The sequence below is a fragment of the Croceitalea sp. P059 genome, assembly GCF_031846365.1.
Classification (GTDB): Bacteria; Bacteroidota; Bacteroidia; order Flavobacteriales; family Flavobacteriaceae; genus Croceitalea; species Croceitalea vernalis.
Genome location: NZ_JAVRHW010000001.1, coordinates 200,317 through 215,567 on the forward strand (window position 1 = coordinate 200,317; position 15,251 = coordinate 215,567).

Annotated in this window: 16 protein-coding genes; 9 read left to right on the forward strand and 7 right to left on the reverse strand. The window is 34.3% G+C overall.

The window, feature by feature from the left end:
* Window positions 1-63: 63 nt before the first annotated feature.
* On the reverse strand, window positions 64-2,880 hold the full coding sequence (leuS, locus tag RM542_RS00810; RefSeq protein WP_311383802.1) for a leucine--tRNA ligase: 2,817 nt from the start codon (window positions 2,878-2,880) through the stop codon (window positions 64-66).
* A gap of 89 nt (window positions 2,881-2,969) precedes the next feature.
* Between leuS and RM542_RS00815 the strand changes: the two genes are divergently transcribed.
* From RM542_RS00815 to RM542_RS00835, 5 genes are all read left to right on the forward strand, one after another.
* Window positions 2,970-3,848 carry a permease-like cell division protein FtsX gene (locus RM542_RS00815; protein WP_311383803.1) on the forward strand — a complete coding sequence of 293 codons (879 nt, stop codon included), beginning with the start codon at window positions 2,970-2,972 and terminating at the stop codon, window positions 3,846-3,848.
* Between the two features lie 23 nt (window positions 3,849-3,871).
* The gene (locus tag RM542_RS00820) at window positions 3,872-4,135 is read left to right on the forward strand and encodes a DUF3098 domain-containing protein (RefSeq protein WP_311383804.1); all 264 of its coding nucleotides are present in this window, start codon (window positions 3,872-3,874) and stop codon (window positions 4,133-4,135) included.
* Window positions 4,136-4,930 carry an undecaprenyl-diphosphate phosphatase gene (locus RM542_RS00825; RefSeq protein WP_311383805.1) on the forward strand — a complete coding sequence of 265 codons (795 nt, stop codon included), beginning with the start codon at window positions 4,136-4,138 and terminating at the stop codon, window positions 4,928-4,930. It begins immediately after the preceding gene.
* A 17-nt stretch (window positions 4,931-4,947) separates the two neighbouring features.
* Window positions 4,948-5,649 (forward strand): tRNA pseudouridine(55) synthase TruB, encoded by a 702-nt coding sequence (gene truB, locus RM542_RS00830; protein ID WP_311383806.1) that lies wholly within the window; start codon window positions 4,948-4,950, stop codon window positions 5,647-5,649.
* A gap of 77 nt (window positions 5,650-5,726) precedes the next feature.
* On the forward strand, window positions 5,727-6,449 hold the full coding sequence (locus tag RM542_RS00835; protein ID WP_311383807.1) for an energy transducer TonB: 723 nt from the start codon (window positions 5,727-5,729) through the stop codon (window positions 6,447-6,449).
* Here RM542_RS00835 and RM542_RS00840 read toward each other — a convergent pair.
* The 5 genes from RM542_RS00840 to RM542_RS00860 all read right to left on the reverse strand — a co-directional run bounded on the left by RM542_RS00840 (window position 6,432) and on the right by RM542_RS00860 (window position 12,237).
* Complete coding sequence (locus tag RM542_RS00840) at window positions 6,432-7,052, reverse strand: thioredoxin family protein (protein WP_311383808.1); 621 nt, start codon at window positions 7,050-7,052, stop codon at window positions 6,432-6,434. The two genes, RM542_RS00835 and RM542_RS00840, sit on opposite strands and share 18 nt — an antisense overlap.
* 78 nt (window positions 7,053-7,130) lie before the next feature.
* Window positions 7,131-8,528: a TolC family protein gene (locus RM542_RS00845; RefSeq protein WP_311383809.1), complete on the reverse strand. Its 1,398-nt coding sequence runs from the start codon at window positions 8,526-8,528 to the stop codon at window positions 7,131-7,133.
* Window positions 8,529-8,530: 2 nt separating this feature from the next.
* Window positions 8,531-9,883 (reverse strand): HlyD family efflux transporter periplasmic adaptor subunit, encoded by a 1,353-nt coding sequence (locus tag RM542_RS00850; RefSeq protein ID WP_311383810.1) that lies wholly within the window; start codon window positions 9,881-9,883, stop codon window positions 8,531-8,533.
* Window positions 9,876-11,558, reverse strand: a complete 1,683-nt coding sequence (locus RM542_RS00855) for an ATP-binding cassette domain-containing protein (RefSeq protein WP_311383811.1) — start codon at window positions 11,556-11,558, stop codon at window positions 9,876-9,878. The genes RM542_RS00850 and RM542_RS00855 overlap by 8 nt, the downstream gene beginning before the upstream one ends.
* Before the next feature lie 4 nt (window positions 11,559-11,562).
* Window positions 11,563-12,237, reverse strand: coding sequence for a TetR/AcrR family transcriptional regulator (locus RM542_RS00860; protein ID WP_311383812.1), 675 nt, complete (start codon window positions 12,235-12,237; stop codon window positions 11,563-11,565).
* Window positions 12,238-12,367: 130 nt separating this feature from the next.
* On the opposite strand from RM542_RS00860, the gene RM542_RS00865 reads away from it, so the two are divergent.
* Window positions 12,368-12,718: a hypothetical protein gene (locus RM542_RS00865; RefSeq protein ID WP_311383813.1), complete on the forward strand. Its 351-nt coding sequence runs from the start codon at window positions 12,368-12,370 to the stop codon at window positions 12,716-12,718.
* A 6-nt stretch (window positions 12,719-12,724) separates the two neighbouring features.
* Here the strand turns inward: RM542_RS00865 and RM542_RS00870 are convergent, their stop codons facing one another.
* Entirely contained in the window at window positions 12,725-13,651 is a 927-nt protein-coding gene (locus RM542_RS00870; RefSeq protein WP_311383814.1) for a LysR family transcriptional regulator, read from the reverse strand.
* An 82-nt stretch (window positions 13,652-13,733) separates the two neighbouring features.
* Here RM542_RS00870 and RM542_RS00875 point away from each other — a divergent pair, with 82 nt between their 5' ends.
* The 3 genes from RM542_RS00875 to RM542_RS00885 are packed head-to-tail and all read left to right on the forward strand — an operon-like array spanning window position 13,734 to window position 15,247.
* Window positions 13,734-13,976 carry a hypothetical protein gene (locus RM542_RS00875; RefSeq protein WP_311383815.1) on the forward strand — a complete coding sequence of 81 codons (243 nt, stop codon included), beginning with the start codon at window positions 13,734-13,736 and terminating at the stop codon, window positions 13,974-13,976.
* Between the two features lie 11 nt (window positions 13,977-13,987).
* A complete protein-coding gene (locus RM542_RS00880; protein WP_311383816.1) occupies window positions 13,988-14,281 on the forward strand; it encodes a hypothetical protein in 294 nt (97 codons plus the stop codon).
* Between the two features lie 3 nt (window positions 14,282-14,284).
* Window positions 14,285-15,247 (forward strand): sodium-dependent bicarbonate transport family permease, encoded by a 963-nt coding sequence (locus RM542_RS00885; protein WP_311383817.1) that lies wholly within the window; start codon window positions 14,285-14,287, stop codon window positions 15,245-15,247.
* Window positions 15,248-15,251: the final 4 nt, after the last annotated feature.

The following is a 15,251-nucleotide window of genomic DNA, read 5'->3' on the forward strand; positions in this document are numbered from 1 at the left end:
ACTTTTTGAATTCACTATTCAAAATCGATAGTGAATTATTACTATTATTATGAAGAAAGGTATTTAACCTACAATATTCACAATCTTACCTGGTACCACAATAACCTTTTTAGGAGTACGACCAGCCAATTGTGTTTGGGTTTTTTCATAAGCCATTACAGCAGTTTCAATCTCTTCTTTACTTAGTTCTAAAGGCAGTTCCATTGTAAAACGCATTTTACCATTAAATGAAATTGGATATTCTTTACTACTTTCAACTAAGTATGAATCATTAAAAACAGGAAAAGATGCTTCAGAAATTGATGCTTTATTTCCCAACTTTTCCCAAAGTTCTTCCGCAATATGCGGTGCATAAGGCGAAACTAAAATAGCTAGAGGCTCTAAAATAGCGCTACTGTTGCATTTCTGGGCAGTCAGTTCATTGACACAGATCATAAATGTAGAGACCGAAGTATTAAAGCTAAAATTCTCAATATCTTCTTCTACCTTTTTGATGGTTTTATGAAGGGTTTTTAAATTCTCCTTAGTTGGTTTTTCATTATCAATAGACAAATACAGTTTCCAAAGTTTTTTTAAGAACGAATGCACACCGGTAATACCTGCCGTATTCCATGGTTTGGATTGTTCTAAAGGCCCCAAAAACATTTCGTACAATCTCAAACTATCTGCTCCATATTCATCACAAATCGAGTCAGGATTTACCACATTGTATTTTGACTTGGACATTTTTTCAACTTCACGACCAACAATGTACTTTCCATCATTTAAAATGAATTCCGCGTCAGACAAATCAGGTCTCCATTTTTTAAAAGCTTCAACATCTAGTTCATCTGAAGAATTAATCAAACTGACATCTGCATGAATAGGTGTTACTTCCTTATTGGTTATTAATCCTTTTGATAAGATTTTACCCGTACTTTCTTCTCTGTAAACAAAAGCACTAGTTCCAGTAATCATCCCCTGATTAATCAACTTCTTCGCAAACTCCCCTTTTGGGGCGATACCTTTATCATGTAAGAATTTTTGCCAAAAACGGCTATATAATAAATGCCCAGTAGCATGTTCGCTACCACCAATATATAAGTCTACATCTTCCCAATACTTAATGGCCTCTTCAGAATAAATCGCCAGATCATTATGCGGATCCATATAGCGGTTAAAGTACTGTGAGCTACCTGCCCAACCTGGCATGGTATTTAACTCGAGAGGCCACACTGTGGCATTATTTATTTTATCATTACCAACTACTTTATTGGTCTCAGTGTCCCAAGCCCAGTGCGTCGCATTTCCCAATGGCGGCTCGCCTGTTTCCGTTGGCAAGTATTTTTCCACCTCTGGTAATTCTATGGGCAAATGTTCTTTCCCAATCATTTGTGGCATTCCATCCGCATCATAGTAAACAGGAAAAGGCTCTCCCCAATAGCGTTGACGACTAAATACGGCATCGCGTAATCGATAATTGATCTTACCTTTACCTTGCCCTAATTGCTCTAACTCAAAAATAGCTCTCTTTACTGCTTTTTTATAAGGCAAGCCATTTAGAAAATCAGAATCCGTAATAACAGTCTTCTCTTTATCTGCGAATGCTTCTTCTGAAATATCAACGTCTTTAAAAATATTAGGTATGGCAATGTTAAAGTGTTTAGCGAAATCATAATCGCGCTGGTCTCCACAAGGTACAGACATTACAGCACCAGTGCCATAGCCCGCTAAAACATAGTCCCCTATCCAAATTGGAAGGAGTTCTTTGCTAAAAGGGTGAATAGCATATGCGCCGGTAAAGGCACCTGAAATGGTCTTGACATCGGCCATTCTTTCGCGTTCTGACCGTTTGGCCGTGGCTGTTTTATAGGTTTCTACCTCAGCTTTTTGCTCTGGTGTGGTAATTTTAGCTACCAACTCATGTTCTGGGGCCAAAGTCATAAATGAAACTCCAAAAATAGTATCAGGGCGAGTAGTAAATACCTCGATGGGGTAAGATTGATTATTATCTACAGTAGTTGATGTCATAAAAGTGACAGATGCGCCTTCGCTTCTTCCAATCCAATTGGTTTGAGAATCTTTTAAAGGCTGTGGCCAATCTACGGTATCTAATCCATCCAACAATCTTTGTGAATAAGCCGTAATACGCATCATCCATTGACGCATTTTTTTACGAATAACTGGATGACCTCCACGTTCAGAAACGCCATTTACTATTTCGTCATTCGCCAAAACCGTGCCCAATGCTGGACACCAATTTACATCAGCGTCAGCTAAAAAGGTTAAACGATATTTTAATAAAACCTGTTGCTTCTCTTTTTCTGAAAAACCATGCCAAGTTTCATTAGAGAACATTTTAATGTCATCATCACATGCTGCATTTACGTTACTATTTCCTTCTTTTTCAAAAATTTCAATTAGGTTCTGTATATCCTCCGCTTTATCGGACTCATTATTGTACCAAGAATTAAAAAGTTGAATAAAAATCCATTGTGTCCATTTGTAATACTTAGAATTTGAAGTACGTACCTCTCGGCTCCAATCAAAAGAAAAACCTAATCTATCTAACTGTTCCCTATATCTATTGATATTTGTCTCTGTTGTAATTGCTGGGTGCTGACCTGTTTGAATCGCATATTGCTCCGCAGGCAAACCAAATGAGTCATAACCCATGGGATGTAATACGTTGAAACCTTTATGCCTTTTAAAACGCGCGTAAATATCACCTGCTATATAGCCTAGTGGATGCCCCACGTGCAAGCCTGCCCCTGAAGGATAAGGAAACATAGACAATGTATAGTACTTTGGCTTATCTGAATCATTTCTGGCCTTAAACGTTTCGTTCTTTGCCCAATAATTTTGCCATTTATTTTCGATTTCTTTAAAATCGTAGTTCATCGTATTCACTGCTTTTGTAATGCGCAAAAATAGTGGTAATCCCTTTAAAACCGATTTACTTTTCTATTTTTACTTTTTCAAAGATATATATGGCGCAATATATTGAAAGGTATCAAAGACGACGCTTAATATCATCGTATTTTTCGGTGGTGTTGAGTATTGCTCTAGTGCTTTTTCTTTTAGGGGTTCTTGGAGTGCTAGTTTTAAATACTAAAAAGTTGGCCGACCACTTTAAAGAACAGATTACAATTTCGGTCTTTTTAAAGGATAATGCCAAACCTGTAGAAATTGACCAGCTCCAAAAAAGTCTTGCAATGGCTGACTACACAAAATCTGCACTTTATGTTTCAAAAGAAGACGCAGCAGAACAATATAGTGAAGATATTGGGGAGAACTTTCAAGAATTTTTGGGATATAATCCTTTAAAAAATTCTGTAGATGTAAATCTTAAAGCAGCTTTTGTTTCGCCAGAACAAGTAGAAGAAATTGCCGTGGGTATTGCTTCTAAAACTTATGTCGATGAAGTAAGTTATGACAAACCATTACTGTCACTTTTAAATGACAATGTAAAAAAACTTAGTCTCTGGATTCTTATAGCTAGTGCCATTTTCACATTTATTGCTGTGTTACTTATCAATAGCTCAATTCGCCTTTCTATTTATTCAAAACGTTTTATTATTAAAACCATGCAAATGGTTGGGGCAACTAAAAAATTCATTCGAAAACCTTTTATAACAACTAACCTTAAATTAGGAATATTAGGGTCTTTGTTAGCCCTTTTGGCATTAGCCGTTGTTTTGTATTATGTCAATTCTAATTTTCCTGAATTGAACCTTTTTCAAGATTTAACAGTATTGATTATATTATTTTCCGGAGTGTTATTGTTGGGTGTTTTAATTTCATACATCAGTACATACTTTGCTACCCAACGTTTTCTGAATTTGAGAACCGATGACCTCTATTATTAAAACAAAAAAGAAATTTTTCCGTTATGAGTAAGAAAAATAAGACAGAGCAAAAACCAAAGATGGAATTTATCTTTCAAAAAAAGAACTATACTTTTTTGTTTATTGGACTCGGCTTAATTGCATTAGGCTTTATTCTGATGGCAGGAGGAGGTAGTGATGACCCAAATGTATTCAACCCAGAAATTTATAATTTCAGAAGAATTCGTTTGGCGCCGACTTTGATTCTTATTGGTTTGGGCATACAGATTTATGCCATCTTATTGAATCCTAACAAAAAAAAGAAATAATTGGAAATAATTGATGCTATTATCCTGGGTATCATTCAGGGATTAACGGAGTTTTTACCTGTATCTTCAAGCGGACATTTAGAACTAGGCAAGGCAATTTTAGGAGCAAATGCTATCCCAGAAGAAAGCCTGCTCTTTACTGTTGTTCTGCATTTTGCAACGGCATTAAGTACCATTGTAATTTTTCGCAAAGACATTCTTGATATTTTTAAAGGGCTATTTCAATTTAATTGGAATGAGGAAACGCAATTTGCAGTTAAAATTATTGTTTCTATGATTCCCGCAGCTTTAGTTGGCTTCTTTCTTGAAGATTTTATGATTGTATTTTTTGACGGTGCTATTATCATTGTAGGTATTATGCTAATCATCACAGCTGTATTACTTTATTTGGCAGATATGGCTAAAACAACCAATAAAGGTGTTTCATTTAAAAGTGCTTTTATCATAGGTTTGGCTCAGGCTGTGGCCATGTTACCAGGTATTTCAAGAAGTGGTGCTACTATTTCCACTTCAGTTTTGTTAGGGATTGATAAAACGAAATCTGCACGTTTTTCATTTTTGATGGTTGTACCTTTAATTTTTGGTAAAGTTGCTAAAGATATTTTAGGTGGAGAATTGAGTTTTGAAAGTTCTCAAATGGCACCTATGACAGCAGGCTTTATAGCTGCTTTTGTAGCAGGGCTTTTTGCCTGTACTTGGATGATACAACTGGTTAAGAAAAGTAAATTAACCTATTTTGCCATATACTGTTTGGTGGTAGGGCTAATCGCAATTGGTTGGAGTCTGTGGGCTTAATGATTTAGGTTCTTTTCATGAAACAAACCAAAGAAGATTTTTTAAACGGTCAAACCCTGCTTATTGATAAACCATTGGGCTGGAGTTCTTTTCAAGCTGTGAATGCTTTAAAATGGGCTATTAGAAAAAAATTTCATCTTAAAAAAATCAAAATAGGGCATGCGGGTACTTTAGACCCACTAGCTACAGGACTTTTAATTATATGTACTGGAAAATTCACAAAACAAATACCAGAACTTCAAGGGCAAATAAAAGAGTACACCGGCACTTTTACTTTAGGTGGAACAACACCTTCTTATGATTTAGAAACCGAAGTGAATCAGGAATTTTCTATTGATCATCTTACCTTAGATATAATTCATAAAACTACCTCAAAATTTATTGGTGAAATCGACCAAAAGCCACCCATATTTTCTGCCCTTAAAAAAGATGGAAAGCGCCTTTATGAATTTGCTAGAAAAGGAGTTGAGATCGAAATTAAAACAAGAAAAGTTACCATTTTCGAATTTGAAATTACCGCTATTGACTTGCCGAAAGTAAGGTTTAGAGTAGTCTGTAGTAAAGGAACTTATATTCGTTCTTTAGCCAATGATTTTGGTAAGGCCCTTAATTCTGGTGCTCACCTATCAGAACTTAAAAGAACCAAAATCGGTGATTTTGACGTAAATAAAGCCATAACTCCTGCTATTTTCAAAGAACAATTGGCTGTTGAGGATTAAGAAAACATTGAATCAAAGTACATTACAGCCTTGTATTAATTAAAATAATTTTGTGAAATTTCGGTTATAGTAGCACCATGAATCTAAATAGAAAGCAATTATCATTATTAATTACCATCTTTTCGATGGCGATTGTGCTATTGCTACTCTATAGTATTAGACTAGGTGGGCAACAAGAGGAAGAATATGTGATTGAAATGGCACTTGCCGATGAGGATATCGAAGAGTTATTACAAGAAGAAGAACAACGATTAGAGGAGTTAAAAAACAACTTAGATCCCATTAAAAGTCACATGGCTTTAAACGAAACTGCCAAACCAAGTATTGGGGAACCCGAGCCTTTAAAAACACTTGAAGAAATCATGGAAGAACGCCAAATGAGCGAAAATACTAATGATTTTTTAAGTAACGATTCTGGTTACGCTGCTAGTTTAAAAGAGCTTGCTAAAAAACGTAAAGAACGTAAAGAACAATTAGGTGAAAAAGAAGCTGAAAAGAAGGAGTTTACCAATGCGTTAAAAGACAAACGCACCTCAATTTCATTTTCATTAGTTGATAGAAATGCTTACGATTTACCACCTCCAATTTATACGTGTTTGAATGGAGGTAAAGTGGTAATCAATATTGAAGTTGATAAATCAGGCAGTGTTACTGAGGCCTATTTAAATGCTAAAAGTTCAACAACAACTGATTTTTGTTTGATTGATAACGCTATCGCTTACGCGTTAAAAGCTCAGTTTAGCTCAGGCAACAAATCACAGCAAAAAGGAACCATCACTTACTTATTTCAAAGTAAGTAATTTCACTAAATCATCAAGGATGGTTTGACCTTTATCCTTATTATACCAGACTTGTAGATTTTCTTTAAATTCAGGACTTAATTTGCCATGCTCTGTTTTGTAGTCATTTACCATTTTGGTTGCAGTACTTGGTCTCGGACCCCATTCATTTAGCACTTCATTAGTTTCTGAATTAAGTGCAATTAGTTTAGGAATGGATTGTGCACCATTTGTGAGAAATAAATTCATTAATTCAAGATTCTCATCACGCAAAACAATTTTTAAATCGAGTTTTGAGTTTAACTCAGCCATTTTGTTCATAACGGGCAAGCTAGGAGAGGCATCACCACACCAGCTCTCGGTCAAAACCAACCAAGTAGTTTTAGAATTTAGATTTGCAATCTTACTTTTATATTCTTTGGATATCTTCAAAGTTTTGTCCCAACGTTTCATTCTCCTATCATTAAGCTGGGTATAATTAATCAAGGTATCGGTTTGAATAGGTCCAGAATTAGAATTTGTCTCTGCTAATTTTTTAACTAAATCTCTATATTCACGATAACTTATTGCCTTTTCTAGCGCTTTTTTAATATTCTCTTCAACAGGTCTATTCGAGTTGTTCATACTAATAGTAATACAGTTTTGCTTTTTACAAAACTATCGTCGCTTATTTAAATTAAAACTGACAATCATCATATTACATTAAATATTATCTGGGTTAATTGCTAAGCTTTTAAAGAGTTTAGCCTTAGTAGTAAAAAATTTATTTTGCACCTGGTTTTGTTTTAACTCCGCATCAATTAGTTTGCTCTCTCGTGAGTTGATTAAGAATAAAGAACTTTCTCCAAAACTAAACTTTCGCTCTTCAGCACTTAAAAGTGTATTGTAATCACGAACAATATTGAAAATCAGTTCATTTTGAGTTACATACGAATCAAGTTCTTTATAAATTGCAAACACCTTGTTTTTGATTTCAACTTGCGCATTATCTCTTTCGTATTGGGCATCTTTCAATTTAAACTTTGCCAGCCGTAAATCACCACGTTCCTTTCTTAAAAACAAAGGAAAATAAAAATTTATACCCCCTTTATATTGCTGACTCTCAAATGAATTCAACAATTCAGGTGTAGCCGTCAAAAAATTGTAATTAACATCTATAGCGGGTAGTAATTTATTGATTTTTAATCTTTTATCTACCAATAAACCATCAATCTTAAAATCAAGTGATCTAAGCTTAGGGTGATTCTCTATGGTAAAACTATCTAAAGGTTTACCCATTATTTCCAATGTTACATCAATATCTTCTTCAACATTCACATCTGGTATAACGTTGGGTTGTAATTCTACAGGAACATCATTTATCCATAGAAAGTTTGATAACTCCAAAGTTTTATTCATTAATCTAACCTTAGCTTGCTCTAAGCCTAGGGCTCTATTTTGAACTGCAATTTTAGCTTCAACAGTATCTATTATTGCAATATCGCCGGCTATAGCTCTTCGCTTAACACCTTGAAAGCGAACTTCTGAATTCTTTAAAAAATTACTAAAAATCTTTGCGTCATTATATGCCTGCAACCAATCAAAGTAAGCTAAAGAAGCATCAAACAAAATCTTATTTACCAATAAATCTTGATCTGCTTTTGTTTGCTCACGGAAGAATTTTGCCTTTCGCAAAGTTGCCATACGTTCATTTATCCAAAAACCTCGCGCTAAAGACATTGATACTCCTGCACTGTATAGACCGTCTACCGGATAGGTTTCATCTTGATTGATAAAATCGCCTTCAGATTGTTCAAAACCACCTTTAAATTCAACACCAAAATATGTTGGTATTTTAAACGTGCCATTTAATCGCTCCCAATACTCACTATCCTTAAACTCTTTACGTTCAAAATCAACCTCTATTTTAGGATCAAAACCACCACGTGCCTTCATTAAATTAGCTTGCCCAATAGAAATAGTCAACTGCGCCTGTTTTGCAATGGGATGGTATTTTTTCACATAGCCTAAATACTCATTGAAGTTGAGTGTTATGGTGTCTTGTTGGGCATTAACGATTATAACAATCAAAAATGCAACCGTGAACAGTAGCCTTTTCATCATCATTTCTTTTTTGCCGTAGCCATTTCATTTTCAGGTTGGTAGTAGTTAGGCGGGAATCCGTTTAACTGTCGCCATAGTTCAAACCAAATGGGAACATCTTCTAAAAGTGCAATAGTAGTTGCTCCTGATCCAGCCCTTAAATCCTTAGGCCATTCCTGATCGTTACTATCGGGAGCAAGCAATACTCTATACTTGCCATTTTCACTTATAAAACGATCTATAGCTACAACCTTGCCGCCGTAAGTTCCATAAGAAACATTTGGCCATCCACTAAAAACTATTGCTGGCCATCCGTCAAATTGAATACGAACCTCTTCACCTACATGTACTAAAGGTAAATCTATAGGCTGAACATAAGTTTCAACAGCCATATCAATACTTGAAGGCATAATACCTACCAATTTATCACCCTCTTTAAAAGTCTCTCCAATTCCGCCCTGGATTGCTCTATTGATATACCCATTTTGCGGAGCTCTTATGTAATAAAGGTCATTTCTTATGGAATAATTACTAAACTCATTTTCTAATTTAGTAACCTGCGCTTCAGAATCAAATTGATTTGATTGAGCTGTGAACATATCGCTCTGCGCTTTTGAAATCTTATCAGTATACTCCGCTTGAACACGACTTATTTCGACCTTAGCATTGATAACTTCATTCTTACTGGCCAACAACTTATTCTCTTGAGATATTAATTTTGCTTGAGTTTCTTGAAGTTTTAAGCGTTTTTGTTCAACATCAGTCACCGCCTTTAATCCTTCACTTTCAAGTTGAACAGTACGTTCATATTGCCTTTGAGCAATAGTAATATTTGTTTTAGATGCCTCAAAATCAATACTATCGCTTTGTACTTTTAATTTTGATTGTAACAGCTTATTCTTTGCTTGTTGTAACTTTAAACCTCGTTCATTTGCTAAGGCTCCAATTTGGGTATTAAGCGCCTTTACCTTTCCTTCATAAGAAGAAACAGACATTTCTTTGGCCTTTATTTGCTGACCAGTTCGTTCAACCAACCTTGGGTCAAAATATTCGTTCTTAACCTCTGAAATGAATAGAATGGTATCACCCTTATTCACAAAATCGCCCTCACGTACATACCACTTTTCAATTCGCCCTGGTATCGGAGATTGTATCGTTTGTGGTCTTTGGTCGGGTGTTAGCGTAGTTAAATAACCTTTACCTGTAATATTTTGAGTCCATGGTAGAAAAAGAACAATCAAACCAATAACCGAAAAAGCTAACAAAAAGCGATTAAACTGCTTGTAATGCCTTTTATGAAAAACCTTTTGGGCTGCCTTGTAACGAGAAAGATCTATTTTCTCATTCAATTTGTTTGGAGAAATATTAAGCATCTTTATTCGTTTTTTCGTTAACTATTTGACCCGCATCCATCGTAATAATTCTACCACACCGCTGCGACCATTTTTTATTTTCACTAACGATAATTAGAGCCCAGCCGTTTGTGCTATCGCTCAAAAAATTCATAATATCATTTGCTTCGTTATCATTAAATTGATCCAATGGGTCTTTCAACACCAAAAGCTTGGGTTTTCTAACAATACTTCTTGCTAAGACAATTTTCTTGGAAATTGTATATGGTATCTGTCTCCCCTCGGGGTATAAGACTGTTTTTAAACCTTGTGGCTGGTCTTTTACAAACTCAGTAAGCTTTGTTTTTTCAAGAGCCCAATAAACCTGCTCAGTAGTTACTGTAGGGTCACCAAAAGTGATATTATTTATAATTGTTCCCTCAAAAGGAGTCTCCTCACTTAAAGATTGCCCTAAATGTGAACGATAATAGTTCAAATTAATCCCTGTAAGCGCAACATCATTTATGAAGATTTTACCTTCATCCGGTTCCAATATTCCTGCTATTAATCGTAATAAAGTAGACTTACCCGAACCACTTGGGCCTTGTAACAAAATAGAACAGCTTGGCGTAATAGTCAAGGAAACATTATCGATAATTTTCTTATCTCTATCCGGAACATGATAAGACACATCATTTAATTCTACATTAAATCCGGTGTTCTCTTTGAATGGCTTTTCCCCCATTTGAGGTTCTAAATCTTTATCAACTACTTGACCCAATTTTTCTAAAGAAGTTAATAAATCGTAAAAAGTTTCTAATCCGAGAATTAGCTTTTCAACAGAACTAATAACTAATAAAATAATAATCTCTGCAGCTACAAACTGCCCAATATTCATTTCTTGATTCAGTACCAAAAGCCCTCCAATTAATAAAAGTCCTCCGGTCACTAGTACTTTGAATCCAATCATTTGGATAAACTGAATGACCAGAATTTTAAAATGGCTTTCACGAGCTTCTAAATAATTGGCCACTAACGTATCATTTTTGTCAATAGCATGAGTCGTTTTACCAGATAGTTTAAAGCTTATTATGGATCTTGCAATTTCTTGAATCCAATGGGCAACCATGTACTTATTTTTTGATTCGTCAAGACTAGTTTCTAAGCCTTTTTGGGCAGTAAACTTGAAAACGACATAAATCAAAAGCAACAAAAGCAGACCATAAATGATAAAAAATGGATGATAAAATGAAAGTAATAACAACCCAAAAATTATCTGCAGTAAGGCAGCCGGAAAATCAATAAGTATTTTTGATAACCCTTTTTGAATAGTCAGGGTATCAAAAAATCTATTAGCTAATTCTGGAGGGTAAAAATTTCTGAGTTCGCTCATCTTAATTTTTGGAAAACGATACGAAAACTCAAATGAAGATCTTGTGAATATTTTTTGCTGAACGTTCTCGATAATTCGAATTTGCATGAGCTGTAATAAGCCAACAAAAGCAACACCTAAAGTTACCAAGACAACAAGAACAATCCACGAGGTACTTACTTGTGCGCCTTGAATAAGGTTAATAATTGCCTGAATACCTAAGGGCAGCGAAAGATTAACTAAACCGGCAAAAATTGCATAATAAAACACCTGAAAGACGTCTTTTTTATCAAGTGACAAAAGCCCTATAAGTCTTTGCCAAGACGTCAGTATAGTTTTAGCCATTAGTTTATTGGTCTATTGTTTTAAAAACTAAATCTAACATGAACTTACTCGGAGTATTTTCTTCATCGCAGTTGGTCAAGGTCTGAAAATGATCTTTCAAAAAATGTTGATGAAGAGAACCCTCTAAAATAGAACTAGCTAAACTAGAAGGATAGATATACTTAGCATTAACAGCATTTATCATTTCTTCCAAACGGGTAACCATTCTCTTGTAAATAACAAAATAACCGTCTTTATTTTCTTCATCTACTTCTTTGGTTAAAAATGACTTTGAAGATTCATTAATTACAATCTTATTTAGAAGCACCTCATTAATATGAGAGTAGGCATTATCTTCAACAATAGTTCTAGTAACAATGTTTATTGCTTGAGTTAATTTCTCTTTAGGGTCTGAAATACTATTTGTTGCAAAAACCAACTGATATTCCAACCAACCCCAATACCATGATGTTAGATAAACCAATAGTTTATGCTTATTTTCAAAGTATCGATAAATAGAACTTTCATTGGAACCTATTTTAATTCCTAATTTTTTGAAAGTGAAACTTTCAAACCCCATGTCATCAATCATGAGAATACTATGTTCAATGATACGTTTACCCAAATCAGAAGATTCAGGGTCTTTCAAATAAATTTTTTCATTAATTGCAATCTTGATGGTTTGTAAAAGCCTTTCCATTAGTTATATTTTATGCCGCAAATATAATAGTATTACTTTTATGAATTAACTGTTTAACTTCTTTTTAACGTAAGTCTAACTATTTTAGTTGCAAATAACTCATAGATTTACTTTATTAAAAATCATGCCTATGAAGCAATTAATTACTCTAATTTTTTTAATTCTAATGATTTTTTCAGCACAAAGTCAACAAAATAATTTTATTAAAAAATTTGATTATTTCATCGAAAGCCGTGGAAATACTGATGCAAATCTGATACTGACTCTACCCTATCAGGAAATAGTGCGATTAGAAAGTAAATTGAATTCCAATTCAGGCTTAGGACCATCATTTAATTACTACGGAACATCAGTCATAGTAGATCAAATGAATATTCTACCTAATGGAAACAAACAAGTTATACTTCGCAGGGAAGATGGTCGTGATTTTTATGGATATAGACCCACTTTAAAGGCAATACTCGTTCAAGACTGCCAATAATAGGCTTCATTTATAAGAGTTAAACCAGCTAAACTCGGTATTAATAATATTTTCCTTTTGTTCTATTATGTAGGATAAAAAAGTTTTAGCAACAGGTGAAAACTTTTTCGATGGTAACCAGATAAGGTTCCAATTTGTTCTTATGGGTAGATTTGGCAAGTTATAGATATTAACACTATTATTTTTTAACTCGTTCTTAATACCTATTAAGGGCATAATAGAATAACCTAAACCCGCCACGACGGCTTGTTTAACGGCCTCATTAGAGGTGAGTTCAATTTTTTTAGAAACTTTTATATGCTTTGAACTTAGGTAATTCTCCATTGCCATTCTCGTTGCAGAACCATTCTCTCTAAATATAAGTGGAGCTTCCGCTAAAGATTTTAAATTCATCGTTTTAGTCGGCTTCAAAATATTATCATTGCCCACTAAGTATAAAATGTTTTCCATAAGTTCTACCCTGTCAACTTTCAAGTGTTTTGGAAGTACCGATACTAAAGCAAAATCAACCTCATTATTTTCTAAATTCTGAACAACTGAGGATTTATTGGTAACATCCATTATTAAATCTACCCCAGAATGTTTAGACATAAAGCCTGATAAAAAATAAGGCATTACATACTTACCGGTAGAAACTACTGCCATTTTTAATCTTCCAGCTAATTTACCCCCATATTCAAGTGTTTTATAGTTAATCGCACTGATTTCATTCAACACATTTTCTGCAGCAATTGCAATTTCTTTTCCGAATTCAGTCAAAAATAACCGTCGACCAACCACCTCAGTTAAAGGGATTGGAAACTGATCTTGAAAATTTTTCAACTGAATTGACACAGCCGGTTGTGTCAAATGCAATTCTTCTGAAGCTTTTGTAATACTTTGATTTTGTGCCACTTTAACGAATATTCGGAGCTGATTCAAAGTATAATTCATAAATTTTATTTATATAATTCATTATAAATATAAATATTTATATATGAATAATTTGATTCAACTTTGCCAAAAATTTAGAATCATGTTGTTTAAACTTCCTATCGCTCAAAAGTTTACCAAAAGAAAAGATGCGTCAAGGCTGAACGACGCTTTATACCCTTTCTATTTCACTATAATGGGTATGGTTTTCGGTGGTGTTTTAATATTATCAGCAGTAAATAATTTTCTATTTTTTGAATGGCTCGCCTTGTCGATGACGATAATAATGGGCTTAATGACAATTCACTTATTAGGTAATCAACAAACAATAAAACATAAATCTTAAAACAAAAGAAGATGGAAACAATGATTAAAACAGATCAAAAAATTCAATTAGTTGATGGCAGTTTTTCAGCCTCTGAAGCATCAGATGTTATTCTTGCCCTCCTTGATGAAAAAATTAATTTTCATAAACTTCAACGTATTTCTTGGTGTGAAGGTAGTGCTGATGCCGATACTAAATACCCCGATGGTCGTATTCAAGAATTAGAAAATGAAAAACGAATTGCTAAAGAATTTATCTCTAGCATAAGAAGTGAAGGTAAAAGACTACGAATTAATGGTATTCTTGAAATCTCCCTCGAAGAATAATTGATGGATTTACACTTATTAGTTGACAATTTAACCAACCCAGCTCTATTATTCTTCTTTTTAGGAATAATTGCTGTTCAATTAAAAAGTGATTTAGAAATTCCGCCTAATTCCTCAAAATTTATATCCCTATACCTGCTTTTTGCAATTGGATTTAAAGGAGGGCTTGAGCTATCGCATAGTAATCTAAATATGGAGATTATTTGGTCTCTAATTTTCGGTATTGTTCTCGCCGTTCTAGTACCCATATATTCCTACTTTATTTTGCGTAGGAAGTTCTCTGTAGAAAATTCTGGCGCTATAGCAGCGGCATACGGCTCAGTTAGTGCGGTTACGTTTGTAACCGCACTTTCTTTTCTTGAAATGGAGCAAATTGATTTTGGTGGACATATGGTCGCCGTAATGGCACTTATGGAAGCTCCTTCCATAATTGTTGGTGTGTTATTGATGGCATTTTTCAAAAAAGAAAAACCAAAAAATGTGGATATTAAAAAAGTTCTTCATCATGCATTAACAAACGGCTCAGTTCTATTAATTCTTGGTAGTTTAGCCATTGGTTTTCTTGCTAATGAACATCAAGCAGAAGGTATTAAACCTTTTACAACTGATATTTTCAAAGGATTTTTGGCTGTATTTCTATTAGACATGGGTATTACTAGTGGTAAAAAACTCAAAGATTTTATAAAAAAAGGGCGCTTTGCCCTGATTTTCGCACTTATTGTTTCTATTCTCAATGGCATCTTTGTAGCCTGGTTTAGCCAGTATATTACAGATACTGAAGGCAATCGTTTTCTCTTTGCTATTTTAGCGGCCAGCGCGTCTTATATTGCCGTACCTGCTGCAATGAGACTAGCTGCTCCAAACGCAAATCCTAGTTTATATTTACCTATGGCATTAGCCATAACCTTTCCATTTAATATTACTTTAGGCATGCCACTTTATATGTATATTGTACAAAACTTTTAGTAGT